This is a genomic window from Sphingomonas sp. jy18 (genome assembly GCF_056931895.1).
On sequence record NZ_JBXPBT010000003.1, the window covers coordinates 454,909 to 480,947 of the forward strand.

At 66.8% G+C, this 26,039-nt stretch carries 21 protein-coding genes and 2 tRNA genes; 9 read left to right on the forward strand and 14 right to left on the reverse strand.

Features of this window, described 5'->3' with window-relative positions:
• Positions 1-98 precede the first annotated feature (98 nt).
• On the reverse strand, positions 99-884 hold the full coding sequence (locus AC0QC4_RS10640) for a succinate dehydrogenase iron-sulfur subunit (RefSeq protein WP_483659872.1): 786 nt from the start codon (positions 882-884) through the stop codon (positions 99-101).
• A gap of 172 nt (positions 885-1,056) precedes the next feature.
• Here AC0QC4_RS10640 and AC0QC4_RS10645 point away from each other — a divergent pair, with 172 nt between their 5' ends.
• Positions 1,057-2,610 (forward strand): lipopolysaccharide biosynthesis protein, encoded by a 1,554-nt coding sequence (locus tag AC0QC4_RS10645; protein WP_483659873.1) that lies wholly within the window; start codon positions 1,057-1,059, stop codon positions 2,608-2,610.
• Here the strand turns inward: AC0QC4_RS10645 and AC0QC4_RS10650 are convergent.
• A complete protein-coding gene (locus AC0QC4_RS10650) occupies positions 2,506-3,498 on the reverse strand; it encodes an alpha/beta hydrolase (protein WP_483659874.1) in 993 nt (330 codons plus the stop codon). The genes AC0QC4_RS10645 and AC0QC4_RS10650 overlap by 105 nt on opposite strands.
• A 61-nt stretch (positions 3,499-3,559) precedes the next feature.
• On the opposite strand from AC0QC4_RS10650, the gene AC0QC4_RS10655 reads away from it, so the two are divergent.
• Both AC0QC4_RS10655 and AC0QC4_RS10660 read left to right on the forward strand, forming a co-directional pair.
• Positions 3,560-4,420, forward strand: coding sequence for a diacylglycerol/lipid kinase family protein (locus AC0QC4_RS10655; RefSeq protein ID WP_483659875.1), 861 nt, complete (start codon positions 3,560-3,562; stop codon positions 4,418-4,420).
• Positions 4,417-5,256 carry a metallophosphoesterase family protein gene (locus AC0QC4_RS10660; protein ID WP_483659876.1) on the forward strand — a complete coding sequence of 280 codons (840 nt, stop codon included), beginning with the start codon at positions 4,417-4,419 and terminating at the stop codon, positions 5,254-5,256. The genes AC0QC4_RS10655 and AC0QC4_RS10660 overlap by 4 nt, the downstream gene beginning before the upstream one ends.
• 17 nt (positions 5,257-5,273) lie before the next feature.
• On the opposite strand, the gene AC0QC4_RS10665 is transcribed toward AC0QC4_RS10660, so the two are convergent.
• The 5 genes from AC0QC4_RS10665 to AC0QC4_RS10685 all read right to left on the reverse strand — a co-directional run bounded on the left by AC0QC4_RS10665 (position 5,274) and on the right by AC0QC4_RS10685 (position 10,250).
• On the reverse strand, positions 5,274-6,665 hold the full coding sequence (locus AC0QC4_RS10665) for an ATP-binding protein (RefSeq protein WP_483659877.1): 1,392 nt from the start codon (positions 6,663-6,665) through the stop codon (positions 5,274-5,276).
• Positions 6,665-7,396 carry a response regulator gene (locus AC0QC4_RS10670; protein ID WP_483659878.1) on the reverse strand — a complete coding sequence of 244 codons (732 nt, stop codon included), beginning with the start codon at positions 7,394-7,396 and terminating at the stop codon, positions 6,665-6,667. The genes AC0QC4_RS10665 and AC0QC4_RS10670 overlap by 1 nt, the downstream gene beginning before the upstream one ends.
• A 105-nt stretch (positions 7,397-7,501) precedes the next feature.
• On the reverse strand, positions 7,502-8,143 hold the full coding sequence (locus AC0QC4_RS10675) for an EF-hand domain-containing protein (protein WP_483659879.1): 642 nt from the start codon (positions 8,141-8,143) through the stop codon (positions 7,502-7,504).
• 143 nt (positions 8,144-8,286) lie between these two features.
• Positions 8,287-9,717 (reverse strand): sigma-54-dependent transcriptional regulator, encoded by a 1,431-nt coding sequence (locus AC0QC4_RS10680; protein WP_483659880.1) that lies wholly within the window; start codon positions 9,715-9,717, stop codon positions 8,287-8,289.
• Positions 9,714-10,250, reverse strand: a complete 537-nt coding sequence (locus AC0QC4_RS10685) for a heme NO-binding domain-containing protein (protein WP_483659881.1) — start codon at positions 10,248-10,250, stop codon at positions 9,714-9,716. The genes AC0QC4_RS10680 and AC0QC4_RS10685 overlap by 4 nt, the downstream gene beginning before the upstream one ends.
• A 283-nt stretch (positions 10,251-10,533) precedes the next feature.
• On the opposite strand from AC0QC4_RS10685, the gene AC0QC4_RS10690 reads away from it, so the two are divergent.
• Genes AC0QC4_RS10690 through AC0QC4_RS10700 form a run of 3 tightly spaced genes read left to right on the forward strand, consistent with a single transcriptional unit; the run spans position 10,534 to position 14,392 of the window.
• Positions 10,534-11,721 carry a polysaccharide biosynthesis/export family protein gene (locus AC0QC4_RS10690; protein WP_483659882.1) on the forward strand — a complete coding sequence of 396 codons (1,188 nt, stop codon included), beginning with the start codon at positions 10,534-10,536 and terminating at the stop codon, positions 11,719-11,721.
• Positions 11,721-13,127: a GumC family protein gene (locus tag AC0QC4_RS10695; protein ID WP_483659883.1), complete on the forward strand. Its 1,407-nt coding sequence runs from the start codon at positions 11,721-11,723 to the stop codon at positions 13,125-13,127. The genes AC0QC4_RS10690 and AC0QC4_RS10695 overlap by 1 nt, the downstream gene beginning before the upstream one ends.
• Positions 13,082-14,392, forward strand: coding sequence for an O-antigen ligase domain-containing protein (locus AC0QC4_RS10700; RefSeq protein WP_483659884.1), 1,311 nt, complete (start codon positions 13,082-13,084; stop codon positions 14,390-14,392). Before AC0QC4_RS10695 ends, AC0QC4_RS10700 begins: the two co-directional genes overlap by 46 nt.
• A gap of 350 nt (positions 14,393-14,742) precedes the next feature.
• On the opposite strand, the gene AC0QC4_RS10705 is transcribed toward AC0QC4_RS10700, so the two are convergent.
• Genes AC0QC4_RS10705 through AC0QC4_RS10720 form a run of 4 tightly spaced genes read right to left on the reverse strand, consistent with a single transcriptional unit; the run spans position 14,743 to position 19,047 of the window.
• Positions 14,743-15,801 carry a glycosyltransferase gene (locus AC0QC4_RS10705; RefSeq protein ID WP_483659885.1) on the reverse strand — a complete coding sequence of 353 codons (1,059 nt, stop codon included), beginning with the start codon at positions 15,799-15,801 and terminating at the stop codon, positions 14,743-14,745.
• Positions 15,798-16,790 carry a glycosyltransferase gene (locus AC0QC4_RS10710; RefSeq protein ID WP_483659886.1) on the reverse strand — a complete coding sequence of 331 codons (993 nt, stop codon included), beginning with the start codon at positions 16,788-16,790 and terminating at the stop codon, positions 15,798-15,800. Before AC0QC4_RS10710 ends, AC0QC4_RS10705 begins: the two co-directional genes overlap by 4 nt.
• 26 nt (positions 16,791-16,816) lie before the next feature.
• A complete protein-coding gene (locus AC0QC4_RS10715; RefSeq protein WP_483659887.1) occupies positions 16,817-17,761 on the reverse strand; it encodes a glycosyltransferase family 2 protein in 945 nt (314 codons plus the stop codon).
• Complete coding sequence (locus AC0QC4_RS10720) at positions 17,758-19,047, reverse strand: oligosaccharide flippase family protein (RefSeq protein WP_483659888.1); 1,290 nt, start codon at positions 19,045-19,047, stop codon at positions 17,758-17,760. The genes AC0QC4_RS10715 and AC0QC4_RS10720 overlap by 4 nt, the downstream gene beginning before the upstream one ends.
• 300 nt (positions 19,048-19,347) lie before the next feature.
• Here AC0QC4_RS10720 and AC0QC4_RS10725 point away from each other — a divergent pair, with 300 nt between their 5' ends.
• Positions 19,348-20,772: a WecB/TagA/CpsF family glycosyltransferase gene (locus AC0QC4_RS10725; protein ID WP_483659889.1), complete on the forward strand. Its 1,425-nt coding sequence runs from the start codon at positions 19,348-19,350 to the stop codon at positions 20,770-20,772.
• Positions 20,773-20,796: 24 nt separating this feature from the next.
• Here the strand turns inward: AC0QC4_RS10725 and AC0QC4_RS10730 are convergent, their stop codons facing one another.
• A complete protein-coding gene (locus AC0QC4_RS10730; RefSeq protein WP_483659890.1) occupies positions 20,797-23,373 on the reverse strand; it encodes an ATP-binding protein in 2,577 nt (858 codons plus the stop codon).
• A 54-nt stretch (positions 23,374-23,427) separates the two neighbouring features.
• Positions 23,428-23,501 (reverse strand) — tRNA-Gly (locus AC0QC4_RS10735).
• A 94-nt stretch (positions 23,502-23,595) separates the two neighbouring features.
• Between AC0QC4_RS10735 and dinB the strand changes: the two genes are divergently transcribed.
• Positions 23,596-24,693: a DNA polymerase IV gene (gene dinB, locus AC0QC4_RS10740; RefSeq protein ID WP_483659891.1), complete on the forward strand. Its 1,098-nt coding sequence runs from the start codon at positions 23,596-23,598 to the stop codon at positions 24,691-24,693.
• 24 nt (positions 24,694-24,717) lie between these two features.
• Here dinB and AC0QC4_RS10745 read toward each other — a convergent pair whose 3' ends face one another.
• Positions 24,718-25,518 carry a transglutaminase-like domain-containing protein gene (locus AC0QC4_RS10745; protein WP_483659892.1) on the reverse strand — a complete coding sequence of 267 codons (801 nt, stop codon included), beginning with the start codon at positions 25,516-25,518 and terminating at the stop codon, positions 24,718-24,720.
• 257 nt (positions 25,519-25,775) lie between these two features.
• On the opposite strand from AC0QC4_RS10745, the gene AC0QC4_RS10750 reads away from it, so the two are divergent.
• Positions 25,776-25,862 (forward strand) — tRNA-Leu (locus tag AC0QC4_RS10750).
• Positions 25,863-26,039: the final 177 nt, after the last annotated feature.

Consider the following 26,039-nt stretch of genomic DNA (forward strand, 5'->3'; position numbering starts at 1 on the left):
CCAGCGCCTGGTCATGGAAATGCGTCTGCGCGCGATGATTGAGAAGTTCCAACCCCCGCGTCTGACCCGCCTCATCCACCGTCCCCGCTGTCACCAGATCAGACAGCCCGTTCGACCATCAGCTTCTTGGTCTCGGCAATCGCCCGCGCCGGGTTGAGCCCCTTGGGGCAGGCGTTGGCGCAATTCATGATGGTGTGGCAGCGATACAGGCGGAACGGATCTTCCAGCTCGTCGAGCCGCTCACCGGTCAGCTCGTCGCGGCTGTCGGCCAGCCAGCGATAGGCCTGCAACAGGATGGCCGGGCCCAGGAACTTGTCGCTGTTCCACCAGTAGCTGGGGCAACTGGTCGAGCAACAGGCGCAGAGGATGCATTCATAGAGGCCGTCAAGCTTGGCGCGGTCCTCCGGCGACTGCAGCCGCTCCTTGCCGGACGGGGTGGTCGTCTTGGTCTTCAGCCACGGCTCGATGCTGGCATATTGCGCGTAGAAATGGGTGAAATCGGGAACCAGATCCTTGATCACTTCCATGTGCGGCAGCGGGGTGATCGTCACCTCCTTGCCCTTGCAGTCCTCGATCGCGGTGGTGCAGGCGAGGCCATTCTTGCCGTTGATGTTCATCGAACAGGAGCCGCAGATGCCCTCCCGGCAGGAACGGCGGAAGGTAAGCGACGGGTCCTGCTCCGCCTTCATCTTGATCAGCGCGTCGAGCACCATCGGCCCGCAATTGTCGGTATCGATCTCGAAGGTGTCGAAGCGCGGATTTTTGCCGCTGTCCGGATCATAGCGATACACCTTGAACGCACGGACATTGCCGACACCCTCGGCCTTGTGGACGGTGCCGTCCTTCTTGATCTTGCTGTTCGCGGGCAGAGTGAATTCGGCCATGGCGTGCTTTCCCGTGCTTGGCGCCTTCGGAAACGGCGGAGTCGCATTGCCCTAAACCGCTGGTGCGCGTGGGGCAAGCACGCTGGCCGATGGAATTTTGCGATAAGCCTAATCCGGCGCGCCACGCGTCAGTCGCTTGCCGTAATCGTGCGATCCTGCGATGGCACCTCTCGTGTCCGCGACCGATGAGCCTGCCGCCGCCGTTACCGAGAATCATGTCGCGCGCGGCGTCGGCGCTGTGCTGCTGGCGCGGCTTGGCGCAGTCGTCGAGCTGGTGGCGCAGCCGCTGTATGTCGCGATGTTCGGGCTGGCGGGATACGGCCTCTACGCGGTGCTGTGGGCGGCCATCAACCTGGCCGAGAACATCTTCGATCTGGGTATGACCAGCGCGCTGCAGCGCACGGTGCCCCAGGCAGCATCCGAGCGGGAGGCCGCCGTCGCGCTGCGGGCGGCACTGCTGTGGGGTGTCGGCCCCTGCCTGCTGGTCGCGATTGCAGCCTTTGCCGGCGCCGGTTCGATCGCCACGCTGATCAATGTCGCCGCGGCCGATGTGGAAAAGGTGGTTCCCGCTATCCGCCTGTTCTGCTGGGCCCTGCCATTGTGGGCCTTTGTGGAGATCGCGACATCGGCATTGCGGGCGCGGCAATTGTTCGGGCCGGAAATCCGCCTGCGCATCTTCTGGGAGCAGATCATCCGCCTGGTGCTGGCAGCGCTGCTGTGGGGTGCCGACTGGGGGATCAGCGGCCTGTTCGCGGCGCACCTGGCTTCGCTGGCGGTTACCGCAGCGCTGACCCTGCGGCTGGTCGCGCGCCACTATGCGCTCGGCCACCTCGGGCCCAAGGGACAGGCAGAGACTCGCTCTGACATCGGCCGGCAGACGCTGCTCGCCGGGCTTGCCGTGCTTCCGGCAAACATGATCGCCCGTCTGTTCGGTGACGCGCCCGCCTTGCTCCTCAACATGCTGCTGCCCGGCGCGGCCGGGGCGAGTGCGGCGGCGCTGTTCGTGATCGCGCGCAAGCTGTCGAGCCTGGTGCAGCTTGTCCGCACCGCGTTCGTCTATGTGCTCGCCCCGCTCGCGTCGGCGGCCGAGCGAGAGGACCGCGCGCAGGTCGCCGCCATTTACGGTTATGCGACGCGATTGATTCTGGTCGTCGCCTTACCCTTGTCACTGGCGTTGGCTGCAGGTGCGGCGCCGCTGCTGAGTCTGTTCGGGCCGCAGGCGGGGCTGGCCGTAGCTGCGGTGGCGATCTTGTTCGTCGCACGCGCGGCAGAGGCCATCTTCGGCATTTCAGTGCCGGTACTGCAGGTGGTCGGAGGGTTGCGGCACCAGTTGACCGGTAGTCTCGCGGGCCTTGCACTTGCTCTGCTGATCGGTTGGCCGCTTGTCGGCTGGCTCGGCCCGCTGACCGGGGTAACCACCGCAACCGCGCTGGGTTTCGTGCTGGCAGCACTGGTGCCGCTGCTCCAGTTGGCGGCACATGAACAGTTGCACCCCTTCGGTCCGGCGCTGCGCCGGGCCGGCCTCCGCGCAGGTGCGATCGCCGGCGCCGCCATGATCGCCGCGCTGGGGGCCGCGCAATTGCCGGCGATGGTCGCTATCCCTGCCGTGATTTTCGTCGCGCTAGCGGCGGTCTGGTGTGCGCTGCGTTTCGCCCTCGGTGGCGACGACCGCGCCTCGCTCGGCCGGTTGGGCCAGCGGCTCGGACTGGCCCAGCGCGCCGTCTGAACGGCGGGTCACCCGCTTCGCAAAGGCCGTCGCCTCGATCAACGTCGGCACCCGGTTGCGATAGGGCAGCGACAGCGCGGTCATGATGGCGATATGGTCGACCAGCGGATAGATGACGACATCCGCCGACCCTCCGGCGTCGCGGATCGCCTGCCCCAGCCGCACCGAATTGCGCGGGCGCACCGTGGTGTCGAGATCGCCGGTCGCCAGCCACAGCGGCGGCGCATCGCCGCGGGCAAAGGTAATCGGCTGGGTAAAGCTCAGGGGGACCACCTGCCCCATTGCCCGGTCGGCGCTGCCGCCGCGTTCGAACGGCAGGAAATCGGTTGGCGCGGCGAGCGCGATGACGCCCTTGATCGGCCCGCCGAGCATCGCCTCTTCGCCAAGCCAGCGCACGTCGAGCACGGAGAGCAGCGCGATATGCGCGCCGGCGCTGTGCCCGGCGAGCACGATGCGATCGGGGTCTCCGCCGAGCGCGGCGATATTGGCGCGCGTCCATTTCACCGCGGCTGCGGCATCCTCCATGAACGCCGGGTAGCGGCCCTCGCTGCCCAGCCGATAGCCGGCGACCACGGTCACGAAGCCTTCTCCGGCAAAGGCGCGCCCGGCAAAGCCGTAGAAATCGCGTCCGCCGCTGTCCCAGCCGCCGCCATGGAACCAGATGATCACCGGCTTGCGATCGGTATCGCGCGTGCCCGCCGGAACGAACACGTCCACCTGTTGTTCGGTCGATGGACCATAAGACAAGGCAGTTGCCCGGCGTTCGCCCCCGTCGCCCGGCCACCAGCGGTCGGCAACGTCGAGCAGGCCCAGCAATTGCCAGCGGGCTGCCTGACCGACCCCGAATGCTGCCAGCAATGCGCCTGCCACGATGAGTGCGATTACCATGGCTTTCCCCATCGATCCCGTCCCCCTTGCTGCCCCACGGCCCCTGTGGCAACGCCCGCCCATGACACGCATCCGCCTCGTCGTGAACCCCGCAAGCGGAAGCTTCGACCAATCGGTGCCGATGCGACTGGCCGAAGCGGCGCGCCAGGGCGGGGCGGAGCTGATCGGTACCACCCGCTTTCCCGATGAGCCGCTGCCGACTCCGGCCAAGCTCGATGCCGAGGGCGCGACGATCCTGGCCGTGCACAGCGGAGACGGCACGATCAATGCCGCCATGCAGGCGGTGGCCGGCTGGCACGGCGCCTTGCTGCCCTTGCCAGGCGGCACGATGAACCTGCTGGCACGCCATATCCATGTCCAGACCGATCCGGCAGCAATCCTGATCGACGCGCTTTCAGCGGCGGCCATCCGGCGGCGGGTGACGATGGTCGCTGGCGTGGGCGCGGATTGCGCGATCGACGGGCTGGTCGGCGTTTTCGCCGGGCCAACCACTGCCTGGGGCGATGTGCGCGAGACCTTGCGCCGCTACGATCTGGCCGGACTGGTCGAGGCGGTACCACGCGCGATCGGAGAGACATTCAACGGGGCAATGGTGCGCATCGAGGGCAGCGACGAGGAGTATCCCGCCATCTATATCGAGCCGCGCGGCGGCATGCTCCGGCTGATGGGCTTTACGGCCGACGATGCCGCACAATTGTTCGAACATGGCTTCGCATGGCTCGGCGGCGATTTTCGCAACGGGCCGCATGACCCGCTTGGCGAGTGTAGCCAGGTGACGATCCTTGCCGCCAGCGAGGAGATCGGCCTGCTCGTCGACGGTGAGCGGGGCCACAGCCATTCGCCGCTGATGCTGCGGGCGGTGCAGAGCCCGATCGACTTCATCGCCACCCGTCCCGAGGACGCTGCGGAGTCCGCCGCATGAGCCGCCCATTGCGCCTGTTCCACGCCAGCGACCTGCATTTCGGCAAGGAAGACCGGGAAGCCCTCGACTGGTTCGCCGCCTGCGTCCATGACGAGCGCCCCGACGCCGTGGCGATCACCGGCGACCTTACGATGCGGGCGCGGCATCGCGAATTTGCCGCAGCCTGCGACTGGATATTGTCGCTCGAAGTGCCGGTGACGGTCGAGGTCGGCAACCACGACCTGCCCTATTTCAACCTGCTCGAACGTTTCACCAACCCCTATCGGCGCATCCGCCGCATCGAGCAGTTGGTCGAGCGCGAGATCGATCTGCCGTGCGTCAGCCTGGTGCCGTTGAAAACCACCGCCCGCGCGCAGCCCCGGTTCAACTGGTCGCGCGGCTGGGTGGGGCGCGGCCCGCTGAAGAGGACCCTCGACGCCATCGAGGCGCTGCCGCAGGACCATCTGGTGCTGGTCACTGCGCACCACCCGCTGGTCGAGGCCGGCACGCGCGGGCGGGCGCTGACCATGGGCGGCAATCGCGCGCTGGAAGCATTGGCGGGTGCCGGCGTGGGCGCGGTGCTGACCGGGCACGTCCATGATCCGTTCGATCTGGTCCAGCAGACGCCTGCCGGGCCCATCCGGATGATCGGCGCGGGCACGCTGTCGATGCGGATCCGCTCGACACCGGCGAGCTTCAACGAACTGCGCATCGCCGGTGGCGAAGTCAGCGTTACGGTGCGCAACCAGCAATCCGTGCGCAGTCCGGACATGATGATCGACGATGTACCGCCCAATGCCGAGCCGCCGGGCCCCGATGACCCGATCGCAGCGGTCAAGGCCGAACCGAGGCCGTAACCCGCTACGCCTTGTGGTCAGGTAGCCCCCAATGTGATGGTCGCGACGAGGCCGCCGTCTTCGCGGTTGGCAAGCTCCAGATGCCCTCCCTCAGCGAGCACCAATGCCTTGGCCAGCGCGAGACCGAGGCCACTACCGCCAGTGTTGCGGTTGCGGGAGCTTTCCGCCCGGGCAAAGGGCTCCATCATTTCGGCGATGCGATCGGGCGGAATGCCGGGCCCGCGATCCGCGACGCTGAGCCGGGTCGCGCCTGTGGCATCGACCGCGAGCCCGACCGTTGCCGATCCGCCATAGGCCAGCGCATTGTCGATGAGATTGCGGACGGCACGGCGCAGCGAGGCCGGGCGCAGCATATGGGTCGGCACGACGCCGTCCCCGGCGAGCTCTACGGCCCGGCCCATGGCACGGTAATCGGCGACCAGCCCATCGACCAGCGCTGCCAGGTCGGTCGGCTCCGAGGGCTCGCTGGGCTGGCCAGCGCGAGCAAGGCTCAGGATATCGTCGAGCATCGTCGCCATTTCGGCGATGGTCGCGGCCATGCGCTGGCGCAGCGCCTCATCGCCCACCTGTTCGACGCGCACGCGCAGACTGGCCAGCGGGGTCCGCAGATCGTGCCCGACTGCACCCAGCATATGGTCCTTTTCGGCCAGCATGGCGCTGATGCGCTGTTGCATGTGGTTGAAGGCACGGGTCAGCTCGCGCACATCCTCTGGGCCTGACTCAGGCACCGGCGCGCGCTCGGCCCCGGGCCGCAGATCGGTCGCGGCACGCGCCAGCTGCTTGAGCGGACGACTGACCCGCCAACCGACCCAAAGCAGCGGCGCGATCAGCAGAATGAACAGGATCACGGTTTGCACGGTCAGCAGTCCGGCGATAGCAGGTTGCGCGGCGGGGCCCCGCGAACGCACGGTTATCCAGCGCCCATCCGGCAATTGCGCCGCCACCGCCACCACCATCATCCCGCGCTCGCGCCGCCCCACCTGCCCGCCGCGCAGCGGCAGAGCCATGCGTGCGGCACGCACCGCGCGTACCTCGACCCCGCCTTCCTGCAGCACCTCATCGACCCGCTCGGCAACTTCCGGCCACGGTTGCATGCCCGGACGGAAGCGGGGTTGATCTGCAACGACGACGCGGCGCAATCGCTCGCTCCGCTCTGGCCTGTCGGGCCCGTCGGGCTGGCCGGACTGCGGTAGGAGGGCGCGCAACGGACCGGGCGGCAATCCCGCAGACAAGCGCTCCGACGCATCGGCAATCTGCGCCGCCGCGCCGCCGGCGATGGAGGCAAGGCGCTCCGCCCCGGCAGCCCGGACCAGCAGACCGAGATTGATCGCCTGAGCGAGAACCAGGGCCAAGGCTAGCACCAGCATCAACTGGCCGGCGAGGCTGCGAGGGGCCAGGCGGCGGAACATCAGCGCAGCCGGCGGACGTCGGCAGACAAGCTGTAGCCGCCGCCCCAGATGGTCTTGATATAGGTGGGCGCGGCTGGCGAGGGTTCGATCTTGCGGCGCAGCCGGCTGACCAGATTGTCGATCGACCGGTCGAACACTTCCGCCTCCCGCCCGCGCACAATGTCGAGCAGCCGGTCACGGCTCATCACCACGCGTGGGTGCAGCAGCAGCGCGCGCAACAGCTGGAACTCGCCGGTCGACAGGTCTGCCTCCCGCCCGTCGCTGTGCACCAGCACGCGGGTCGCCGTCGACAGGGTCCAGTCGCCGAAACGAAACACTTCGCCTTCTTCGGGTGCATCGACACGGGTCGCGGCACCGCCCTGCGCGCGGCGCAGCACAGCACGGATCCGCGCAACCAGCTCGCGCGGATCGAAAGGTTTGGCGACATAATCGTCGGCACCGATTTCGAGGCCGATCACCCGTTCGGTCTGTTCGGTGCGAGCGGTGAGCAAGATGACGGGCAGATTGCGCGTCTCGCGCAGATGCCGGGTCAGACTGAGGCCGTCTTCGCCGGGCATCATGATGTCGCAGACGACGAGATCGTACGGCTCTGCATCAATGCGCTGGCGTGCAACTGCGGCGCTTTCCGCCAGATCGACGGCAAACCCCTGCCCTTCGAGATATTCGCCGAGCGGCTCGCGGATCGAGGCTTCGTCGTCGACGAGCAGAAGGCGGACGGGGGAGTCAGTCATGCAGCATCCATAGCACGAACCCCCGACTGCGCGAGGCGCAGCCGGGGGCCAGTCCGGCGCAGCGCCGGGGGAGGAGAAATACGCTGCACCGGCCGAGAAGGGGGGTTATTCGCCGCCGGCGGGCGGCGGCGGCATCATGCCATCACCGTCCGGTCCGGGCCGACCGGGCCGCATCGCGCGGCGTTCGTCGGCCGAGATCATGCCATTGCCGTTGGCATCGGCGCGCGCAAAGCGCGCTTCGGCAGCCGCCAAGAATTCGGCGCGGTCGATGGCACGATCATTGTTGGTATCGGCCATGCGAGCCGCTTCCATGCGCTGACCGGCGCGGAAGGCACGCTGGCCGGGCCCGCGGCGATGGTCGCGGCCGCGATGTGCGCGTGCTTCCTGGCGCGCCTCGCGACGCTCCTCCATCGCTTCGCCTGCGGCGTCGAACTCGGCGCGGCTGATCGCGCCGTTACCGTCGGCATCCATGCGGGCGAACATCGCATCTCGGCGGCGCTCACGGCCGGCTTCGCGGTCGGCGGCGTCGATGCGGCCATCGCTATTGGCATCCATGCGGGCAAAGCGGGCAGCCGCTGCGGCCATCGCTTCGGCGCGGGAGAGGTTGCCGTCGCCATCGGCGTCCGGGCGCATACGCTCGGCGCCGCCGGGCGCGGGGCGGGCAGCGGTCTGACTCTGCGCCGCGACGCCGCCGGCTGCGACCAGTGACAGCAGCGCGGCGGATACTATGAGGCGTTTGCGGGTCATGATGATCGGTCTCCTGACGACAATGGCTCTTGTCGATGAACGCCGGACTAGGGCGCACCCTTCGCATCATTATGTCAGCAATCGCCCAAATTGTCGCAAGCTTGTCGCACACGGGTCAGCCAAGCAGCGCGCTATCCCGCGCCTCAACCGGCCTTGCGCTGATCGTCCCAGCGGCTGACCATGCGATAGATCGTCGACGGGCTGACATCGAGCTCGCGTGCCGCCTTGGGGATGCTGCCGTGCGCACGTGCGATGGCGGCTTCCACCGCCAGCCGTTCGATCTCTGCCAGCGTGTGCTTGCCGGACGACCAAGGGTCGGTAGCGGCCGCGACGGGCAACCCTGCGGCGGGGGGCGTCACGATCGTCGACGCCATGGGCCCGGGCGCACCGGTCGACGCGAGCTCGGCTGAGAGATCTGCGATATCCAGCCGCGGCCCGGCGCTCATCACAACCGCACGGCGCATCACATTCTGCAGCTCGCGGACATTGCCCGGCCAGCGCCGCCGTTCCAGTTCCGCCAGCATCGAAGGCGACAAAGGCTCGAAGCGTCGGCCTTCCTCCTCGGCAAAGCGGTCGAGGAAATGCTGGGCGATCAGGCCGACGTCGCCCGGCCTGTCACGCAGCGCCGGCAATTCGAGCGGAATTACCGCCAACCGGTAATAGAGATCCTCGCGAAAGCGCCCTTCGGCGACCTCGCGGGCCGGGTCACGGTTGGTGGCGCAAATGACGCGGACGTCGACCGGCTCCGGGGTACTGGTGCCGACCGGCTGCACCATGCCGGTCTGCAGGAAGCGCAGCAGCTTGACCTGAAGCGCCAGGTCCATCTCGCAGATTTCATCGAGGAACAGCGTCCCGCCATCGGCATCGCGCGCGGCGCCGCGGCGATCGGAGATGGCGCCGGTGAAGGAGCCTTTGACATGGCCGAACAATTCCGATTCGAGCAGATTTTCCGGAATCGCCCCGCAATTGATGGCGATGAACTTGCGCCGGGCGCGCGGTCCGGCGCGGTGGATCGCTTCGGCGGCCACTTCCTTGCCAGTACCGCTCTCCCCGGTGATGAAGATGGTCGCGCGGCTCTTGGAGACATTGTCGATGGTGCGGTAGACGGTCTGCATCGGCAGCGATTTGCCGATGAAGCCGAGGTAGCTGTCCCGCCCGACCAACTTCTCGACGGTCTCGGCCTTTTCCACCAAATCCTGCCGCTCCAGCGCGTTGCGCGCGGTGGTGAGCAGGCGCGGCGCGGCCACCGGCTTGACGAGAAAGTCATAAGCGCCGAGCCGCATGGCCGCGATGGCGCGGTTTATCGAGCCATCGGCGGTAACGACAATCACCGCGCTGCGGGCGGCAAGATCGTCATGCGCTTCCAGCCACTCCAGGCCGTCGCCATCGGGCAGTTGCAGATCGAGCAGGATGACATCGAACGGCGCGTCGGCGGCGCGGATCGCGTTGTCGGCGGCAGCACCTGAAGCGGCGATCGTGATGGAATGCCCGCTGCCTTCCAATATGCCGGCAAATGTTTCGGCAATGGAAACAGAGTCTTCGACGATGAGGATGCGGGCGGCGTCGCGTTTCATGATGCAGGAGCCAAGGTAAAGGTGGCGCGGTCTCCGGTAGCGTTGACCTGCCACGTCAGTTGACGGGTATCGCCGTAATGATCGATGCTGCGGGCGATCAGCCCGTAGGCGATATGGGCGAGCGGACGATGCGATTCATAGGTGACGACAAGGGCATCGCCTTGTCGACTTGTGACGACACTGGGCGGCTGCGCGCCGGGGTAGAGGACGCGCACTTCTTCATGGATATGCGGCCCGACATGGTCGAGCAGCGCGTCGACGGTGGTGTACATCTTCATGATATCGGGAAACAGCACGTTGAAGCGGCCGAACAGGAAACGGCCATAGGCTTCGCACAACTGTGCTACCGAATGGCCGGTCTTTTGGGCGGCAATGTCGACCATCTTCAAGGCATGCGCCGTCGGATATGAACCGACAGAGGTAAATGCGCCGCCATTGGGCAGATCGGCTTCGACCAGAACTTCATCGGCAAAAACCACTCCCCCTTCCTTTTCCATAAAGTTGACGAGCTCGGTAAAGATCACACCGTTCACATTGGGTCCCCTCAATCGTGCCCTGCGCTGCAGGGCCGTGTTGCAGGTGCGTTTCGAGCATGAGCCATGCCAATTCGCGAAACGCATGGCAGTTTGCGAAATCGGCCCGGCCCGACCTGTCCAGCGCCAAGCGATACGCGAAACTGCTTTGCAAAACGCAAATTTTCTGTGCGTTTTGCAATCAGAAATGCAGATATCGCGTCCAAAGCTGTGCAATCGTCAGCATAATGGGAATTGGCACGATGCTTGATCTCTGCCGGTCACATCGACCGGAGTTTGATCAATGCGCTTTTCCCGTTTCGTCCTGCTCGCTTGCAGCGCCAGCCTGATCGGCGGATGCGTGGCAGGGCCGCGGCCCACCAATCTGGCCCATGCCGCCTGGATGCCCCAGCAGCAGGCGCATGCCGCCGACAGCGCGCAGACCTGCATGCACGCCCCGACGGCGCTGCCAGCCATGCCCGCTGGCACCGCTCTGGCGGCAACCGAACTGCTGCTGGCGCCGGGCGACCGGTTGCGGCTGGACGTGATCGGCGATGCGGAGCGCATCAGCGGGACCTATGTGATCGGCGACGATGGCCGGGTGGAGATCAACGGCATCGGGTCGGTCAGCGCAACCGGCATGACGCTCGCCGCGCTCGAACAGAGCCTGCGGGCCGAGCTGGTGGCGCAGGAGATTATCCAGCCGCTGCGCAATGCGGTGCGGTTGAGCCTGCTTGAAAGCAGCGGCGTTTCCATTGCGGTAAGTGGCGCGGTGTTTGCCCCCGGCACAATCCGCGCCGGGGTGCGATCTCCCGAGGACCGGGTCGGCCAGCGAGAAGGCCTTGCCCACGGCGATGCCAACAATGGCCGGACGGTGGCCAACGCGCTGCGCGCCGCGGGCGGCGTCCGCCCCGACGCGGATCTGCGGCAGATCGGCCTTGTCCGCCAGGATCGTCTGTTCGTGCTCGACATGCGCGCAGCGCATGATGGCGCCAGCGTCAGCGATATTCTGCTCGCGCCAGGCGACCGGCTGATCGTTCCGTCGACCGGATGCTTCGACGCCGCGCTGGTGCGGCCTTCGCTGGTCACCCAGCCCGGTATCCGAGTCTACATGTCCAACCTGACGCGGCCAGCCAACAACAATGCCGGATCGGCGGTCGGCATCGAGACCAGCAGCCTGCCTTACGGGACGCGCTTCCTGCAAGGGCTGGTCGCGATGAACTGCGTCGGCGGATCGGCGATGAACGCCGGACGCCGGGCGGTGTTGATCTCCCGCAACCCAATGACCGGCGAGTCGGTGGTGATCGAGCGCGACGTCGAGCAATTGGTCCGCAGCGCCGAGCGCGATCGGCTCGACCCCTATCTGATGCCGGGGGATTCGCTCGCCTGCTACGAAAGCCGCTGGATGAACCTTAGCGACGCTATCTCCATGGTCAGCAATGTGGCTGGCACTGCCACCACCGCCATCGTCCTCAGCAAGGCGAACAACTAATGCTGCAGGTCACCCAACCGCGACGGCTAGTACGGGCCTGGCATGTCGTGCGCGACGGCCTGCCCTCGGTCCATCGTTATCGCCGCTATCTGCTGGCCATCGCGCCCGCGCTGGTGCTGATCTGGGGGTTGACCGCCGCCTATCTGCTGCTGATGCCGGTGCGCTATGCCAGCGACATGTCGCTGATCCTGCCGGGATCAGGCGTCGGCGGATCGCTCAATCTCAGCGATATCGGCCAGGCGACCACCGTGACATCGTCGGCCTTTTCCGGAACGACGCTGAGCCCGACCGAGAATTACAAACGGCTGCTGATGGCCGACAGCACGCGCGAGCGCGCCGCACGGCTGATCGGTGAGGACGGGAGCGCCTTTCCCGAACCGACAATCAAGCTGCTCGACCAGACCAACCTCATCCAGATCAGCATCACCGGCAACAGCCCGGCGCATGCGCGGCGGCGCGGCGAAGCGCTGCGCTCTGCATTCCTGACCCTGCTGACCGAACTGCGCGCCGACGAAGCCACGGAGCGCGAAGGCGCGGACCGGCAGCGCATCGCCGAGCTGGAGCGCAAGGTGCGCGAGACGCAGCGCGCGCTGCTCGACTTTCAGGGTCGGACCGGGCTGGTCAGCCTCGAGCAATTCGATACCCGCATCGGTGCGATCGACGATTTGCGTGCCCGCCACCGCGAGGCCCGCGCCGCCCGGGCGCAGACCGCCGCCATCCGCGCGCGGCTGGGCAGCGTGCTGCAGGTGACGCCGGACACGGTCCGCCGCGCGTTGCTGCTCAAGGCGGATCCGGTGTTCCGTTCGCTGCTCGACCGCTATGCGACGATCAATACCGAAGCGACCGAGGCGAGCGGCACGCTCGGCCGCGCACATGCCACGCGCGAGGAGCTGGAAGCCGAGCGCGCCACGCTGCGTGCCGCCATCGTCGAGCGCGGTGGGCGTATCAGCGGCCTGTCCCCCGCAGCGCTGGAAGGCTTTGCCGACGTCTCGGTCAGCGACGGACGCGAGCGTATGTTCGAGGCGCTGATCGGTGCCGAGGGCGCGAGCGCAGGTGCGGCCGCCATGGCGACCGAAATCCGGTCGCAGATCGGCGAACAAAATGCCCGGTCCGGCCAGCTTGTCAGCCAGGCCAGCGAACTCGCCGACCTGTTGCGCGATCACCGGGTGGCCGAGGCGGTGTTTTCGTCAGCGCTGGCCCGGCTCGACACCAACAAGTCCGATCCCTTTGCCTCCTATCCGCTGGTCCAGACCTTCGAAGCGCCATCGCTGCCGGTCAAACCATCGTCGCCGTCGCTGCTGATCGCCCTCGCCGGCGCGATTGCCGCTTCGATCTTTGTCTTCATGGGATTTGCCTTGGCATGGCTCCGTCAACCGATCCTGCGCAAGCTGCTGCCGAACGGCTGATCGCCACCACTATCGGCAGCACGTGGCTGCTGTGGCTGGTCGGCGGGCTCTATATTGCCGGACCGGCTCTGGGCTGGGTGCTGGCGGCGATGGCGGTCTGGAAACTCTATGCGGCGCCGATGCTGCCCGCAGACAGGCAACCGTTGCCGCTGGGCAAAATCGTCTGGTCGATGCTGATCGGCATGGGCGCGATGGAGCTGATCCTGCTCATCGGCCATGCGACCAATGATCTGGGCGCGGCACAGACCATCAAATCATCGATCGGCTGGGCCAAGGGTTGGGCGTTGATTGCGCTGTTTCCCTTCGCTGCAGCCGTGCTCAACGTGCGACCCGAGGTAGTGTACCGCGCCGTCTGCCGGCTCGGGCGGCAAAGCCTGTTCGTGATCCCGATCTTCCTCGCCGCGCCCTATCTCGGCCTGCCCGGCCAGCTCTGGGTCTCGCCCCTGCAGATCGTAGGCGGCTCGGGACCGGAATATTTCGCGACAATCCTCTACACGATCGAGCCCGGCGTGGGCTCGGCACGCTGGCAGTTCTTCGCGCCTTGGTCGCCCGCCGCGGGGCTGGTGGCGCTGGTGCATGCCATTTGCGCGGCCGAAGAAAAAGACATGCGCTGGAAAATCGCCGGCCTGTCCGCATCGGTGCTGATCGCGCTACTGTCCCAATCGCGTCTGGCGCTGGTGGCGCTGGCCGTCATCTGGCCGCTGAGCTTTGCCGTGTCGCGGCTCGGCAAGGCATGGCTATGGTGGGTGGCCGCGCCGGCGGTGCTGATGTTCGGACTGACCGCACCGACCGTAGTTGCCTTCGCCGACCAGGCCGCGAGCGATTTTTCGAGCGCGCGCGCCGACAGCAGCCGCGTACGGGCCGCACTCGGCCGGATCGCGGTGACGCGGTGGGAGACCGAGGCGCCGATGTTCGGCCACGGCATTGTCGAACAGGGTCCGCACATGGTCGAATACATGCCGATCGGCAGCCACCATAGCTGGTACGGACTGCTGTTCGTGAAGGGCCTGACCGGACTCATCGCGCTGGCGGTGCCGCTGGGCATCGCCCTGCTCGCCACCGCTCGCCTCGCGATCCGCGATCCGCGCGGGCGGGTGGGGCTGTCGATGGTGCTGGTGATGCTGCTCTACAGCTTCGGCGAGAATCTGGAGATGCTTGCCTATCTCTATTGGCCGGGGCTGGTGCTGATCGGCATTGCCGGCCGTCGCGCCATCGAGCTTGGCGAGGAGCAGCGCGCTGCACGGCCATTGCCCCTGGCCGTGTGAAGGGCAAGGCCCGGCCTCACACAAGTTCCTTACGCCCCGATGTTAAGTGCGATCCCGCTCCGTTTTCCACGGCCTTAGCGGGGCGCCGATATAGGCGAGGCACCTTTGCGCGGTTCTGCGGGCGACGGCAGCGTCATGGCTTGGAAAGTGATCGCTACGGGCGATAGCCCTCGCTCTCCACCATGCACAGCAACGACGGTGCATCGCCTTGCCCGACCGCAACCACCGCAACGACGGACGCGATCCGCGCGCACGAAAAAGCGCCCCGACCACTGGTCCTTGGTCGGGGCGCTCAGGGTGCCGGACGGGACGGGTATTCTCAACCATCCGGCGGGGACCTCTTTGACCGGTCAGGCCATGGCGGCATCCCGTGCCACCGATGCCCTTGCACCGCTGCGGACGGGCCTGGCCGCAGCCGGTGCGGCACGGCGAAACATATCCACCCAGGCGCCGGTGACGACGGCTTCGGCATCGACCATCGAGCGGCGCGCTGCGGCCGCCATCGCCGGCAGCGGTGCTGTCGCCATGGCCGAAATGGCTGCCGCCAGTTGCCGTGCATCGCTGCAATCGGCGGTCATGCCGGCGTCACCGACCTGCTCGATCAATCCATCGAGATCGGCGACCAGGATCGGCCGGCCGGCGCGACGCGCCTCTGCCGCGACCTGGCCGAAGGCTTCCCAGCGCGACGGCATGACGACGATGTCACACTGGCCGTAGAAGCGCTCGACGTCGTCGACCCGGCCGAGAAAGCTGACGTGATCCAGCCCTTCGGCGCGCGCGCGCAGCATCCCGGCCTGGGGGCCCATGCCGGCGAGGATCAGCTCGAACCGTGTCGAATGCAGGCGGCGCATCGCGTCCACCAAGGTATCGAACCCCTTGGCCTCGACGAAGCGGCCGATCGCACCAATCCGCAGCGGGCGATCGCGCGAAAAGTCCGGCAACGGCAGCGCAGCGAGCGCCGAGGTGTCGTTCCACGGGTTGATGACGTTCAGCTTGGATGCAGCGACCGCGCCGATGCCGGTAAGCCAGTCGGCCTGCCCCTGCGATACGGCCACAACTTCATCGGCCAAGGCGTAGGCAAGGCGGAGCATCAGCCGGAAGCGCGCGGTGCGGCGCACCTTCAGCGCCTCCCACGCGCGGGTGTAGCTATGCTCGACATGGACGATGCGCGCGTGCGGATTGCGCAGTCTGAGCGACAGAGTGAAGCTGAGGCTCGACCAGCTCGGCGGAAAATGGGTGACGATGACATCGGCATCGAGCCTGGGCGCGACCGAGCCGCGCGGATCGACGGCGCGGACGCTGCTTTGCGCGACCGCGCTGACCTGCGGATGCTCGAAGATCGAAAGACCCTTGACGACACCGCCCATGGCGAAATCATCGTTGAGGTGGACACAGTGCAGCCGGGTCATGCCGCCGCCTCCCCGAGGCGACGCCGCAGCAGCCCCTGCATGAGTGTGGTCGGCAAGAGCGCGCTGGCCATGGCCGCGCAGGCCGTGACGGCAGATTTCATCGGTTCTTCCAGCAAGATGGCAGGGTGCCTGCGGATCGCCTGCGCGGTGAGCGAACGGGCGAAGGAATAGTCGCCGAGCTGGATGGCGCGGCGGGCAAGGTAGCGAAGCTGATAGGCAGCCGCGGCATCGCCGTGCTGCGCGATGAGGTCAGGCGCATAGCGGCGCGTCTTCTCGATCACGCGCTGCCAGCTCTCGAACTGCCGCACGATGTTGGCGGAAAGACCGCCGCCGATGATGCGATAGTCAGTCAGCAGGCCGCCGATCCCTTCGAAGCGCACGCCGTGCCTTGCCGACAGCCGCAGCCACATTTCGATGTCTTCCGACTGGCGGAAGCTTTCATCGAACCAGCAGATGCGGCCGGGCTCGGCCGGATGCTCGAACGCGGCGACATCGAGCGCGCTGCGACGGAGCACTGCCGCCGAGCCATTGCCGACCGGATTGCGGCGCAAGATGTGTGCCGCATCGATCCCTTCCAGCCGGGGACGCATCGCTGCGGCGATCGGACGACCCGAAGCGTCGATCAATTGCGAACCTGCGTAGCTGACCCCGATGTGCGGATTGGAGCGCAGGTGTACCGCGTGCAGCATCAGCTTGTCGGGTGCCCAGCGATCGTCGCTGTCGAGCAGAGCTATGAGCTCCCCCCGCGCGGCGGCGATGCCGCTGTTGCGCGCGCCGGCAAGACCGCGGTTGCTCTGGCTGAAGATGCGGATGCGATCGTCGCGAAAACCGCGGACGATTTCCATGCTGGCATCGCTGCCGCCGTCGTCGACGATGATCAGCTCGAATGCGTCGTAGGTCTGGGCGAGCACGGAGCCGATCGCTTCGGCCACAAAGGCCTCCACATTGTACACCGGCATCACGACGGAGATGAGGGCTGGGCTATGCATCGGTCGGTCCTTTTGTGGGGGATGTCTCAGGCGAAAACGCGCTGGCGGATGGAAGAGGGGATGGCGCCAGCCGCCAGCGCGGCAACGAGGGTGCTGCCACCGCGGCGCAGATCGGACAGAAAGGCGCCCCGATCGAGCGAGAGGCCGCGCAGCGCGTAGCGACGCGCTTCTGACGCGGCGTTGCCGCTGCGCAGCGAGCGACGGGCGAGATAGCGGCAGAAGACGGCTTCGGCGGCCGACACATCCTGTCCGGCGGCGTGCAGCGCCACCAGTTCCCGCCAGCCTTCGTACATGCGCTCGAGATTGACCGAGAGGCCGCCGGGGGACAGCCGATAGCCGACCAGCAGTTCGTCGATGCCGGCGATCCTTTCCCCCATGCGGGCTGCGCGCGCCAGCCATTCCTGGTCTTCGGCATAGCGCATGCCCGCAGCAAAGCCGCCGATGCGATCGACCACCGAGCGGGTAACGACGAGGTTGGAGCAGGTGCAGACTGGATTTTCGGCAATGATCGCCGCGACGTCCAGCTCTTGCGCGGGAACGGTCGACTGGGTGCGGCTGTGCAGCCCGTTGGCGGCATCCCCTTCGAGGAAGGCGATGCGCGCATAGCTGACCGCGACACCGGGATGCCGCGCATGGAAGGCGCGGTGCTGCGCCAGCTTGTGCGGGTGCCACAGATCGTCGGCATCGCAGAAGGCGATGAGATGCGCGCGTGACAGGCTGATACCATAGTTGCGTGCCGCCGAGACGCCGGCATTTGCCTGAGACACCAGACGTATGCGCTGATCGCTGGCAGCGAGACGCAGCATGATGGTCAGGCTGTCGTCGCGCGAGCCATCGTCGATCAGGATCAGTTCGAAGTCCGGATCGGTCTGGGCGAGGATCGACGCAACGGTCTGCCCGATGGTCGCCGCTGCGTCATGGACGGGGACGATCACCGAAAAGACGGGGCGAGCGGAAATGATCGGCATCATGCGAAAACCTTCTGGTTGGATGATGAAACGGAGGGCCGACGGATGGCCGCGGCGATGATCAGGGCGGCGACGGGGAGCTGGACGCACCACAGCGCAGCGACATAGCCCCAGGCGGCACCGGCAAGGCCGAAGCTGCAGCCCGCTGCCAGCGCCAGCAGCGCGGATCCGGTAACGAGGAGCGCCAGCAGCGCATCGCGCTCGGGCCGGCCAAGGGCACGCAGCCAGGCCGTGCAGACCGCGCCAAACACTGCCGGCACGCCGCCCAGACAAAGGATCGCCACCAGCGGCGCGATACCGGCCCAGCGCTCCCCATAAAGCAGCGGCACATAGATGTGTGCGAGCAGCACCTGGGCAGCGATGATCGGCAGGAAAATGGCCAGTGCCAGGGCCAAGGCCTGCCCGAGCAGGCGGCGCTGCGCGGCATAGTCCGCCTGACGGCACAATTGCGGAAACAGGACGATGGAAATCGCCGAGACGATGCTGCCGGTGATGCCGAGGCCGGCGTTGAAGGCGAAATAATAATAGCCCAGCGCCTGCGTACCGAGCAGCGCGCCGATGACCAGCTTGTCGAGCTGCTGGCGTGCCACGGTGACGAGCTCGGTGCCGAGCACGGCCAGGCCGAAGCGGAAGAAGTCCTGCGCCGGAGCGGGCGCCACGCCGGGCACCGGGCGCCAAGCGCGTGCACGGCGGACCTGCAGCAGCCAGATGGGAGCGGTGAGCAGCTTGGGCAGCACGATCGCCCAGGCGCTGTGCAGTAGCAGGGCGAGCAGCATCGACAGCAGGTGATCGGTCACGGTCTGGACCGCGGCGATGCGCGCCGTCGTCGCCATGCGGCCTTCGCGCATCAGCAGGAACACCTGCACCAGCCCGGGCGGCATCATGAAATAGACCAGGCTCAGCAGCGCCAGCATCGCGGCGACCGCGCTCTGCCCGAACAGTTGCCACATGATCGCCGCGGCGAGCAGTTGGACCATCGCCACCAGCGCGCACCAGCCATGGAACAGGCGATGGGCGCGGTTGCAAATGGCCGGCAGTTCCTCATCGCTGGCAGCAATGATCCGCTGGCCGATCCCGCAGTTGGCAAGCACGCGAATGAATTCGAAGAGGGCGAGAGCTAGCGCGGCGACGCCGATCTGGTCCGGCGCGATGTGCCGCGCGATGACGATGATCGCCACCACCCGCAGCAGCCGCGTGCCCAGCTCCGCCGCGCCATAAGCCGCCAGCCCCTGCACCATCGCGACGATGGAGGGCGGCAGCAGGCGGTAGAGGCGGTGGGCAGGCGACATCGGCGATCCTCGAACAGGGAGACACCGCAGTACTACCAAGAACCGTGCCAGCCGGCCGGAGAGCGCACCGTTGCGCGACTTTGCCAGGATCACCGCTCCGGCAGCGACCCTCGATTTGCAACCGATTGCGCAACCTGCGTTGCAAAATGCACAGAACCCGTCGCGTGCTGCAATTTCGCGCCATCGCCCGATGACGTCGCTTGCCAGGGCAGGTGCACGAAAGGCCTGTTCTCGCAGCCTTTCGCCGATCTGGCATGGAAGCTGCGATGGCCGGTCACGCATAGTTCACGGAGGACCACCATGTACCAGAACTTCGCCTTCGAAGCGCACGCCGACGAGGTCGTCAGCCATCTCGGGCTCTCACACACGCCGTTCGAGCGCAGCACGACCACCCGGCTGTTCGGTCTCGACCTGCTCGACGGCGCGCGTGTCGATACGGCACGGATGCTTGTGGCGCGGGCCGCGCTGCGACTCGACACGCAGGTGAGCTTTGTCAACGCGCATGGCATCAATGTCGCGGCCAAGGACCGCAGCTATCGCCGAGCGCTGCAGGCGTGCGATTATCGCCTGCCCGACGGTTCGGGCCTGCGCATCGCAGCCGCGTTGGCCGGCACCCGGTTCGGCGAAAATCTGAATGGCACCGACCTTTTCCCGCTGATCTGCGAAGAAGCGGCGATGTGCGGCGTTTCCATCTTCCTGCTCGGCGGCAAACCGGGTGTGGCAGCCGACGCCGCTGCGGAAATGGAGCGGCGCTATCCGGGCCTGCGCGTGGCTGGCACCCGTGACGGCTATTTCGAGCAGCGGCAGACCGGAGAGGTGATCGCCGAGATCAATGCCAGCGGCGCCGACATGCTGTTTGTCGGCTTCGGCGTGCCACTGCAGGAATGCTGGCTGGCGGATCATGGCGTGACCATTGCCGCTCCGGTGCAGCTCGCCGTTGGCGGCTTGTTCGACTACTATTCGGGACGCATTCCGCGCGCACCGCAGTGGATGCGTCGTGCCGGGTGCGAATGGATGTGGCGGCTGGCGCAGGAGCCCCGGCGGCTGGCCGGGCGCTATCTGCTGGGCAATGCGGCTTTCCTGCTACGCGCGGTGGACCATGCGCTCGAGCAGCGCGGGCTTGCCCCGCAGGGCAGCGCCAAACGGGCCTTCGATATCGCCGCGTCCCTTGCCGGCCTGTGCATGCTTGCCCCGCTGTTCCTCGCCATCGCGCTGGCGATTGCCATCGAGGATCGCGGCCCGGTCTTTTTCCGCCAGACCCGCATTGGCAAGAACGGCAAGCCGTTCCGGATGATCAAGTTCCGCAGCATGGTCGTCGATGCCGAGCGCATCCGCAAACAGATCGAGGCGATGTCGGAACGCGACGGCGTCTGCTTCAAGATGCGCAAGGACCCGCGCATCACCCGTGTTGGCGGCTGGCTGCGGCGCACCTCGATCGATGAGCTGCCCCAGCTCATCAACGTGCTGACCGGAGACATGTCGCTGGTCGGCCCGCGCCCTGCCCTGCCCAAGGAAGTGACCGCCTATTGGGATCGGGCGCTGCAGCGGCTCGACGTCAAGCCGGGGATCACCTGCATCTGGCAGGTGTCCGGCCGTGCTGAAATCCCATTCGACCAGCAGGTCGAAATGGATATCGACTATGTCGAGGATCACGGCCTGGCCCGCGATCTGTGGCTGCTGCTGCGCACGGTACCGGCCGTGGCGACCGGGCGGGGAGCCTATTGAGCGCAGACGCGCCGGGGCGACGGTTCAGATCTGGTGCCGCAGAGCGGCCAGCGTTTCGGCGAGCACCGCGGCAAATGCGTCCAGATCCAGATCGCGCGCATCGGCCATCATCTCGGCCAGCCGCTGGGCACCGATATTGGCCGCCACGCCTTTGAGGCTGTGCGCGGCCCGCGCCACCCCCGCGGCATCCCCGGCGCGCGCGCAGCTGTCGAGCTGCTTGGCCAGCGCCTCGATCTCATGCAGCGACAGCGACAGCACATGCTGCCGTCGCGCCGCCGGCAGGCTGCCCAGCAGGAGGCCGACGGCGGCCGTGTCGAGAACCGGCAGCGGCACAGCGGATTCAGCCGACTGTTCGACGTCAAGGCCGTGACGGCGGGCCTCGACCCTGTCGATCGCATCGAGCAGCGACCGCAGCGACAGCGGCTTGGCAACGACAGCGTCCATGCCCGCTTCGATCAGCGCCTCCCGCTCACCGCGCAGCACATGCGCGGTGACGCCGATGATCGGCACATCGGCCTGCGGCCCCGGGAGCTGCCGGATCCGGCGGGTCGCCTCCGCCCCGTCCAAGCGCGGCATGTTGACGTCCATCAGCACCAGCGAGAAACCACCGTTGCGCACCGCCTCGACCGCCGCCTGGCCGTCTTCGACCATGACAAAGACGCAGCCGGTCTGCTCGAGCATGATCGCCAGAACTTCGCGATTGGTCTCGCCATCTTCCGCGACCAGGATGCGCTGTTCGGAGAGGCTGGTCGTCGACGGCGCCAGTGCAGCGTCCGGCAGGAGGGCCGATGCCGGCGGGTCGCATGCCAGCAGCGGCAGCTCGACCCAGAAGCAACTGCCTTTGCCGACTTCGCTGTCGACACCGATGCGACCGTCCATGGCGCGGACCAGCCGTTTGCAGATGGCAAGGCCGAGTCCTGCACTCTTGCTGCCGTCACCGACATTCATCGTCAGCCTGGAGAAGTCGTCGAACAGGCGGCTCTGCTCGTCGCGGGCGATGCCCGGCCCTGAATCGATCACTTCCAGGCGCAGATAGCTGCCGGCCTTCAGCGCGGCGATGCGCACCTCTCCTTGCGGGGTATATTTGAGCGCGTTGGACACGAGATTGTCGAGAAATTGGCGGAACCGCGTGGGATCGAGCAACGCAAAGCCGGGCAGCGCGTCATCGACGTGGCAGTGCAGCCGGATGGCGGGATTGCGGTTCGCCTCCTGCCAGAAGGCGTGGCTGCCGGTGACGATGCGGCGGATATCCTGCGGCTCGCGCTGGAGATCGATTTTCCCGGACTCGGCGCGGACGATCTCGATGACATCGTCCAGCAGCAGGTTGAGCTGCTGGCCCGAAGCACGGGCAAGTTCGAGCTGGCGGCGCTGGCCGGCATCGAGCGCGGTGCGCGACAGCGTGTCGAGCATGCCGAGCAGCCCGTTCATCGGTGTGCGGATGTCATGGCTCATCATCGCCAGAAACTGCGACTTGGACCGGCTGGCCTGCTCCGCCTCGAAGTTCGAGCGCTGCAATTCCGACGAAAGGCGCGTCAGCTCGTCGACGCGGTCCGCCAGCTCGCGGCTCTTGCTGCGCAAATCTCCCTCGATCGCCTTGAACTGGCTGACGTCGGTGTAGATCTTGACCATGCCGCCGCCGGGCCTCGGGATGACATCGACCTGCACAGTGCGGCCGTCCGACAATGACTGGACAAAGGCCTGCTTGACCACCCGCCCGCGCCGGTCGCGCTGCAGGCGGTCGGTGCTCGCGCCCGGGTCATGCTGCCAGTGGAGCGCGGTAAAGGCGTTGAACGGCAGCCCGACCGACAGGGCGTCCGGATCGATCTCAGTCAGCGCAGCCATCGGGCTGTTCCAGACGGCGAGGCGAAAATCCTCATCGAACACCGCAATCCCCTGCGGCACAGTATCGATAACCGCCCTCAGGAAGGCCAGCGCCTGCTGTTCCTGATGGGTGGCGAGCTTGAGCTCTTCGGTCATCCGGCTGAGCGCGCGGACACGTCGGTCGGCCAGCACCCTCAGCGCAGCCGCGCGTCGCGATGCCTCCCGCCGTTCGGTAATATCCTGCACCGTGCCGAACACCGACAGCAAATGACCCTCGCCGTCGATTTCCCGGCGCAGCGTCCAGCGGAACCAGCGCAACGCCTGATCCGAATAGCGGATGATGCGATGTTCATAGACATGATCGCTGCCGGCCGGGAAGACGGTATAGAATTTCGTCTCTTCACGCGCGACCCGCTCCCGGTCGAGTGGGTGGATGGCGTGGAGCAGGCTGTCTGCGTCGAGCGGTTGTGCCGGTGCGAGGCCGAGCAGCTCGCGCAGCTCTGGCGAGAAGACTGTCCGGTCACTGCGGGCGCGATAGGCCGTGGCGATATGCGCAGTCCGTTGCGCAGCGAGCAATTGCCGATTGCCGAACTCGAGCCGTTCGAGCAGACGCTCTTCACGCTCGCGCAATTCCCGGTTGCTGCGGTCAAGCTCGCGCGCGCGCGTCTCCAGCAACGCTTCGGCTGCCTGGCGCGCCTGTTCCGACCGGCGCAACCGCCGTTCGAGCAATTCGATCTGCTGCTGCGGCGACAGGCCGCTGTCTGCCAAGGGCGTGCTCATCGCCCGCATCCTGTGCCAGAGAGATGAAGGATATGGCAACAATAGATGGCAAGTTGGAGCGGGTAGCGGGAATCGAACCCGCCTAGCTAGCTTGGAAGGCTAGAGCATTACCACTATGCTATACCCGCATCGCCAAGACGCGCGCTGATAGGCGGGGCGGGTTGCCGCCGTCAAGGCTTCGCGTTGAACCGGCCCAAGGAACATGATAGGAACATTGCCGTCATGGCTGTGCCCCCTGCCCCGCCGGTCCGCAAGATCATCCATGTCGACATGGATGCCTTTTTCGCATCGGTCGAGCAGCGCGACAATCCAGCGCTGCGCGGCAAGCCGGTCGCGGTCGGCGGATCGCGGCGGCGCGGCGTGGTCGCAGCGGCGAGCTACGAGGCACGGCGCTATGGCGTACGCTCCGCCATGCCATCGGTGACGGCGGCGCGTATGTGCCCCGATCTCATTTTCGTGCCACCGCGCTTCGAGGTGTATCGCAGCGTGTCCCAGCAGATACGGGCCATCTTTCACGAGGTCGCGGACGCGGTGCAGCCGCTCAGCCTCGACGAGGCCTATCTCGATGTCACCAATGACAAGCGCGGCATCGGCAGCGCGACCTGGACGGCCGAGCATGTCCGACAGCGGATCCTCCAAGAGACCGGGCTGACCGCCTCCGCCGGTGTTTCCACCAACAAGCTGGTGGCCAAGCTGGCGTCGGACCAGAACAAGCCCGACGGCCTGACCGTGGTGCCGCCGGGACAGGAGGCGGCCTTTGTCCAGACGCTGTCGGTGCGGCGGCTGCACGGCGTCGGCCCGGTCACCGCAGGGCGCCTGGAGGCGATGGGCCTGCGCTCGGTCGCGGAGCTGGCCGCCTGTCCGCGTGAGGTGCTGGCCAGGGAATTCAGGACCAGCGCGGACTGGCTGCTGGCGATGGCCCATGGCATCGACGACCGGCCGGTGCGCGAGGACCGGCAGCGCAAGTCGCTCGGTGCCGAGCGTACGTTCGATGAAGATCTGAGCGGCGCCGAAGAACTGGCAACGGCGTTGGCGACGATCGTCGACACGGTGTGGGAACGTGCCGGCGGCAAGGATGACGGGCCCGCGCGCACTGTCACGCTCAAGCTCAAATTCGCCGATTTTCGCACCATCACCCGCTCGCGCACCATCGATGCGACGGTGGATTGCCATGCCACGCTGCTGCGCATCGCCGGCGAACTGCTCGCAGCCGAAATCCCGCCCCCGCTGGGCATCCGCCTGATGGGCGTGACGCTGAGCGGGTTTGCGGCCGAGCGGGACAGCGACGAGGACGCGCTACCGCTGTTCGCCGCGGCCTGATTTCGCTGCCGAGGACCGCCGCAGTCACCGCTGCGTGACGGTGATGCTCTGCGCCACCATCTCTGCCGCGCCGAACACGGTCATGAAACTGGCGTCGACCGCATCGCGGCTGCGGACGATGCGCACCAGACTCGGTTCGGGCGCGAGGCCGGTGGCATCGATGAGATGCCAGGCGCCGTCCAGCCAGACTTCGGCGACTGCGTGAAAATCGGGCGGGTCGAGCTGCCAGGCATAGCTCGACACGAACCGGGCCGGGACGCCGGCCGCGCGCGACAGCGCGATCATCAGGTGCGCATAATCGCGGCACACGCCGACCCGTTCGACATAGGTGTCGGTCGCGCTGGTCTCCGTGGTGCTGGAGAGCTGATAGGTCAGGTGGCCGCGTATCCAGTCACGGATCGCGACGATCGTCGACCCGTCGGCGACCAGCCCGCGCGGCAAGTTGACATCGTCCTCAAGCACCCGGGCGAACCGCACCGGATCGCAATAGCGGCTGGCGAGCAGCCAGGGGGCGACCTCGGTCGGGAGCAGCGCGTAAGGTGTGGCCGGCAGCGCTGCTAGCGGGGCGAGCGGGCGCGAGACGCGGACATCGGCGGCATAGCGCAACGTGAGATCGCCGGCTTCCGCGTAGATCCAGCGATAGCGCGCCATGCCGTCCGCAGTCGGCTCCGCTGGCTTCAGCGCCACGCCGTTGCAGGTCAGCAGTTCGCCCTCGACTGTCTGCTCGCCATCGCTCAGCGCCTCGATCGCCAGCAGGATGGCCGCCGGGGACTCGAGGCGATAATCGAGGTCGACGGCGACCGAGAGAGCGATGGACTGGGACAAGGGTGGGTTCCGTAATGGTGATTGAACGGGGTCGCCCGGCCAGCCACCGGCAACGGCGCGGGGACGCGACGAGGCCGGTTGAGCGAGTCGGGTGGAAGACGACAGGTTGGTGAACGCCGCAGCGCATGCGACGATCCATCGCCAGCGGCAAGCGCTTTGTCGGCTCAGGCCCGCGCAATGCAGCGGATGGAAAGAATCTGTCAGTCGCGCAGTTGACAAGCCCGCACCCCCGCCGCTAAGCGCGCCGCCTACCCCGTGCCCAGATGGCGGAATTGGTAGACGCACCAGCTTCAGGTGCTGGCGCTCGTAAGGGCGTGGAGGTTCGAGTCCTCTTCTGGGCACCATTTGTTCTTCTCAGAAGAACCCAGCAAGTGTATTAAACCCGCAGAAATCCAAGGGAATTGGCCCTTGGATCGTGCCGGATCGTCCCGCCTTTTCTCGGGGTGTAGATTTCCGCTGAGAAGTGACCCGGTAGGGGCATAAATTTCCATTGAGAATTGACCCATGTTTGAACCCGCCCC

Excerpts from the sequence above, each read along its gene's own strand:
- AC0QC4_RS10640 (WP_483659872.1), bottom strand. The coding sequence starts at position 884 with ATGGCCGAATTCACTCTGCCCGCGAACAGCAAGATCAAGAAGGACGGC.
- AC0QC4_RS10650 (WP_483659874.1), bottom strand. The coding sequence starts at position 3,498 with ATGGTAATCGCACTCATCGTGGCAGGCGCATTGCTGGCAGCATTCGGG.
- AC0QC4_RS10655 (WP_483659875.1), top strand. The coding sequence starts at position 3,560 with ATGACACGCATCCGCCTCGTCGTGAACCCCGCAAGCGGAAGCTTCGAC.
- AC0QC4_RS10660 (WP_483659876.1), top strand. The coding sequence starts at position 4,417 with ATGAGCCGCCCATTGCGCCTGTTCCACGCCAGCGACCTGCATTTCGGC.
- AC0QC4_RS10665 (WP_483659877.1), bottom strand. The coding sequence starts at position 6,665 with ATGTTCCGCCGCCTGGCCCCTCGCAGCCTCGCCGGCCAGTTGATGCTG.
- AC0QC4_RS10670 (WP_483659878.1), bottom strand. The coding sequence starts at position 7,396 with ATGACTGACTCCCCCGTCCGCCTTCTGCTCGTCGACGACGAAGCCTCG.
- AC0QC4_RS10675 (WP_483659879.1), bottom strand. The coding sequence starts at position 8,143 with ATGACCCGCAAACGCCTCATAGTATCCGCCGCGCTGCTGTCACTGGTC.
- AC0QC4_RS10680 (WP_483659880.1), bottom strand. The coding sequence starts at position 9,717 with ATGAAACGCGACGCCGCCCGCATCCTCATCGTCGAAGACTCTGTTTCC.
- AC0QC4_RS10690 (WP_483659882.1), top strand. The coding sequence starts at position 10,534 with ATGCGCTTTTCCCGTTTCGTCCTGCTCGCTTGCAGCGCCAGCCTGATC.
- AC0QC4_RS10695 (WP_483659883.1), top strand. The coding sequence starts at position 11,721 with ATGCTGCAGGTCACCCAACCGCGACGGCTAGTACGGGCCTGGCATGTC.
- AC0QC4_RS10700 (WP_483659884.1), top strand. The coding sequence starts at position 13,082 with ATGGCTCCGTCAACCGATCCTGCGCAAGCTGCTGCCGAACGGCTGATC.
- AC0QC4_RS10705 (WP_483659885.1), bottom strand. The coding sequence starts at position 15,801 with ATGACCCGGCTGCACTGTGTCCACCTCAACGATGATTTCGCCATGGGC.
- AC0QC4_RS10710 (WP_483659886.1), bottom strand. The coding sequence starts at position 16,790 with ATGCATAGCCCAGCCCTCATCTCCGTCGTGATGCCGGTGTACAATGTG.
- AC0QC4_RS10715 (WP_483659887.1), bottom strand. The coding sequence starts at position 17,761 with ATGATGCCGATCATTTCCGCTCGCCCCGTCTTTTCGGTGATCGTCCCC.
- AC0QC4_RS10720 (WP_483659888.1), bottom strand. The coding sequence starts at position 19,047 with ATGTCGCCTGCCCACCGCCTCTACCGCCTGCTGCCGCCCTCCATCGTC.
- AC0QC4_RS10725 (WP_483659889.1), top strand. The coding sequence starts at position 19,348 with ATGTACCAGAACTTCGCCTTCGAAGCGCACGCCGACGAGGTCGTCAGC.
- AC0QC4_RS10730 (WP_483659890.1), bottom strand. The coding sequence starts at position 23,373 with ATGAGCACGCCCTTGGCAGACAGCGGCCTGTCGCCGCAGCAGCAGATC.
- dinB (WP_483659891.1), top strand. The coding sequence starts at position 23,596 with ATGGCTGTGCCCCCTGCCCCGCCGGTCCGCAAGATCATCCATGTCGAC.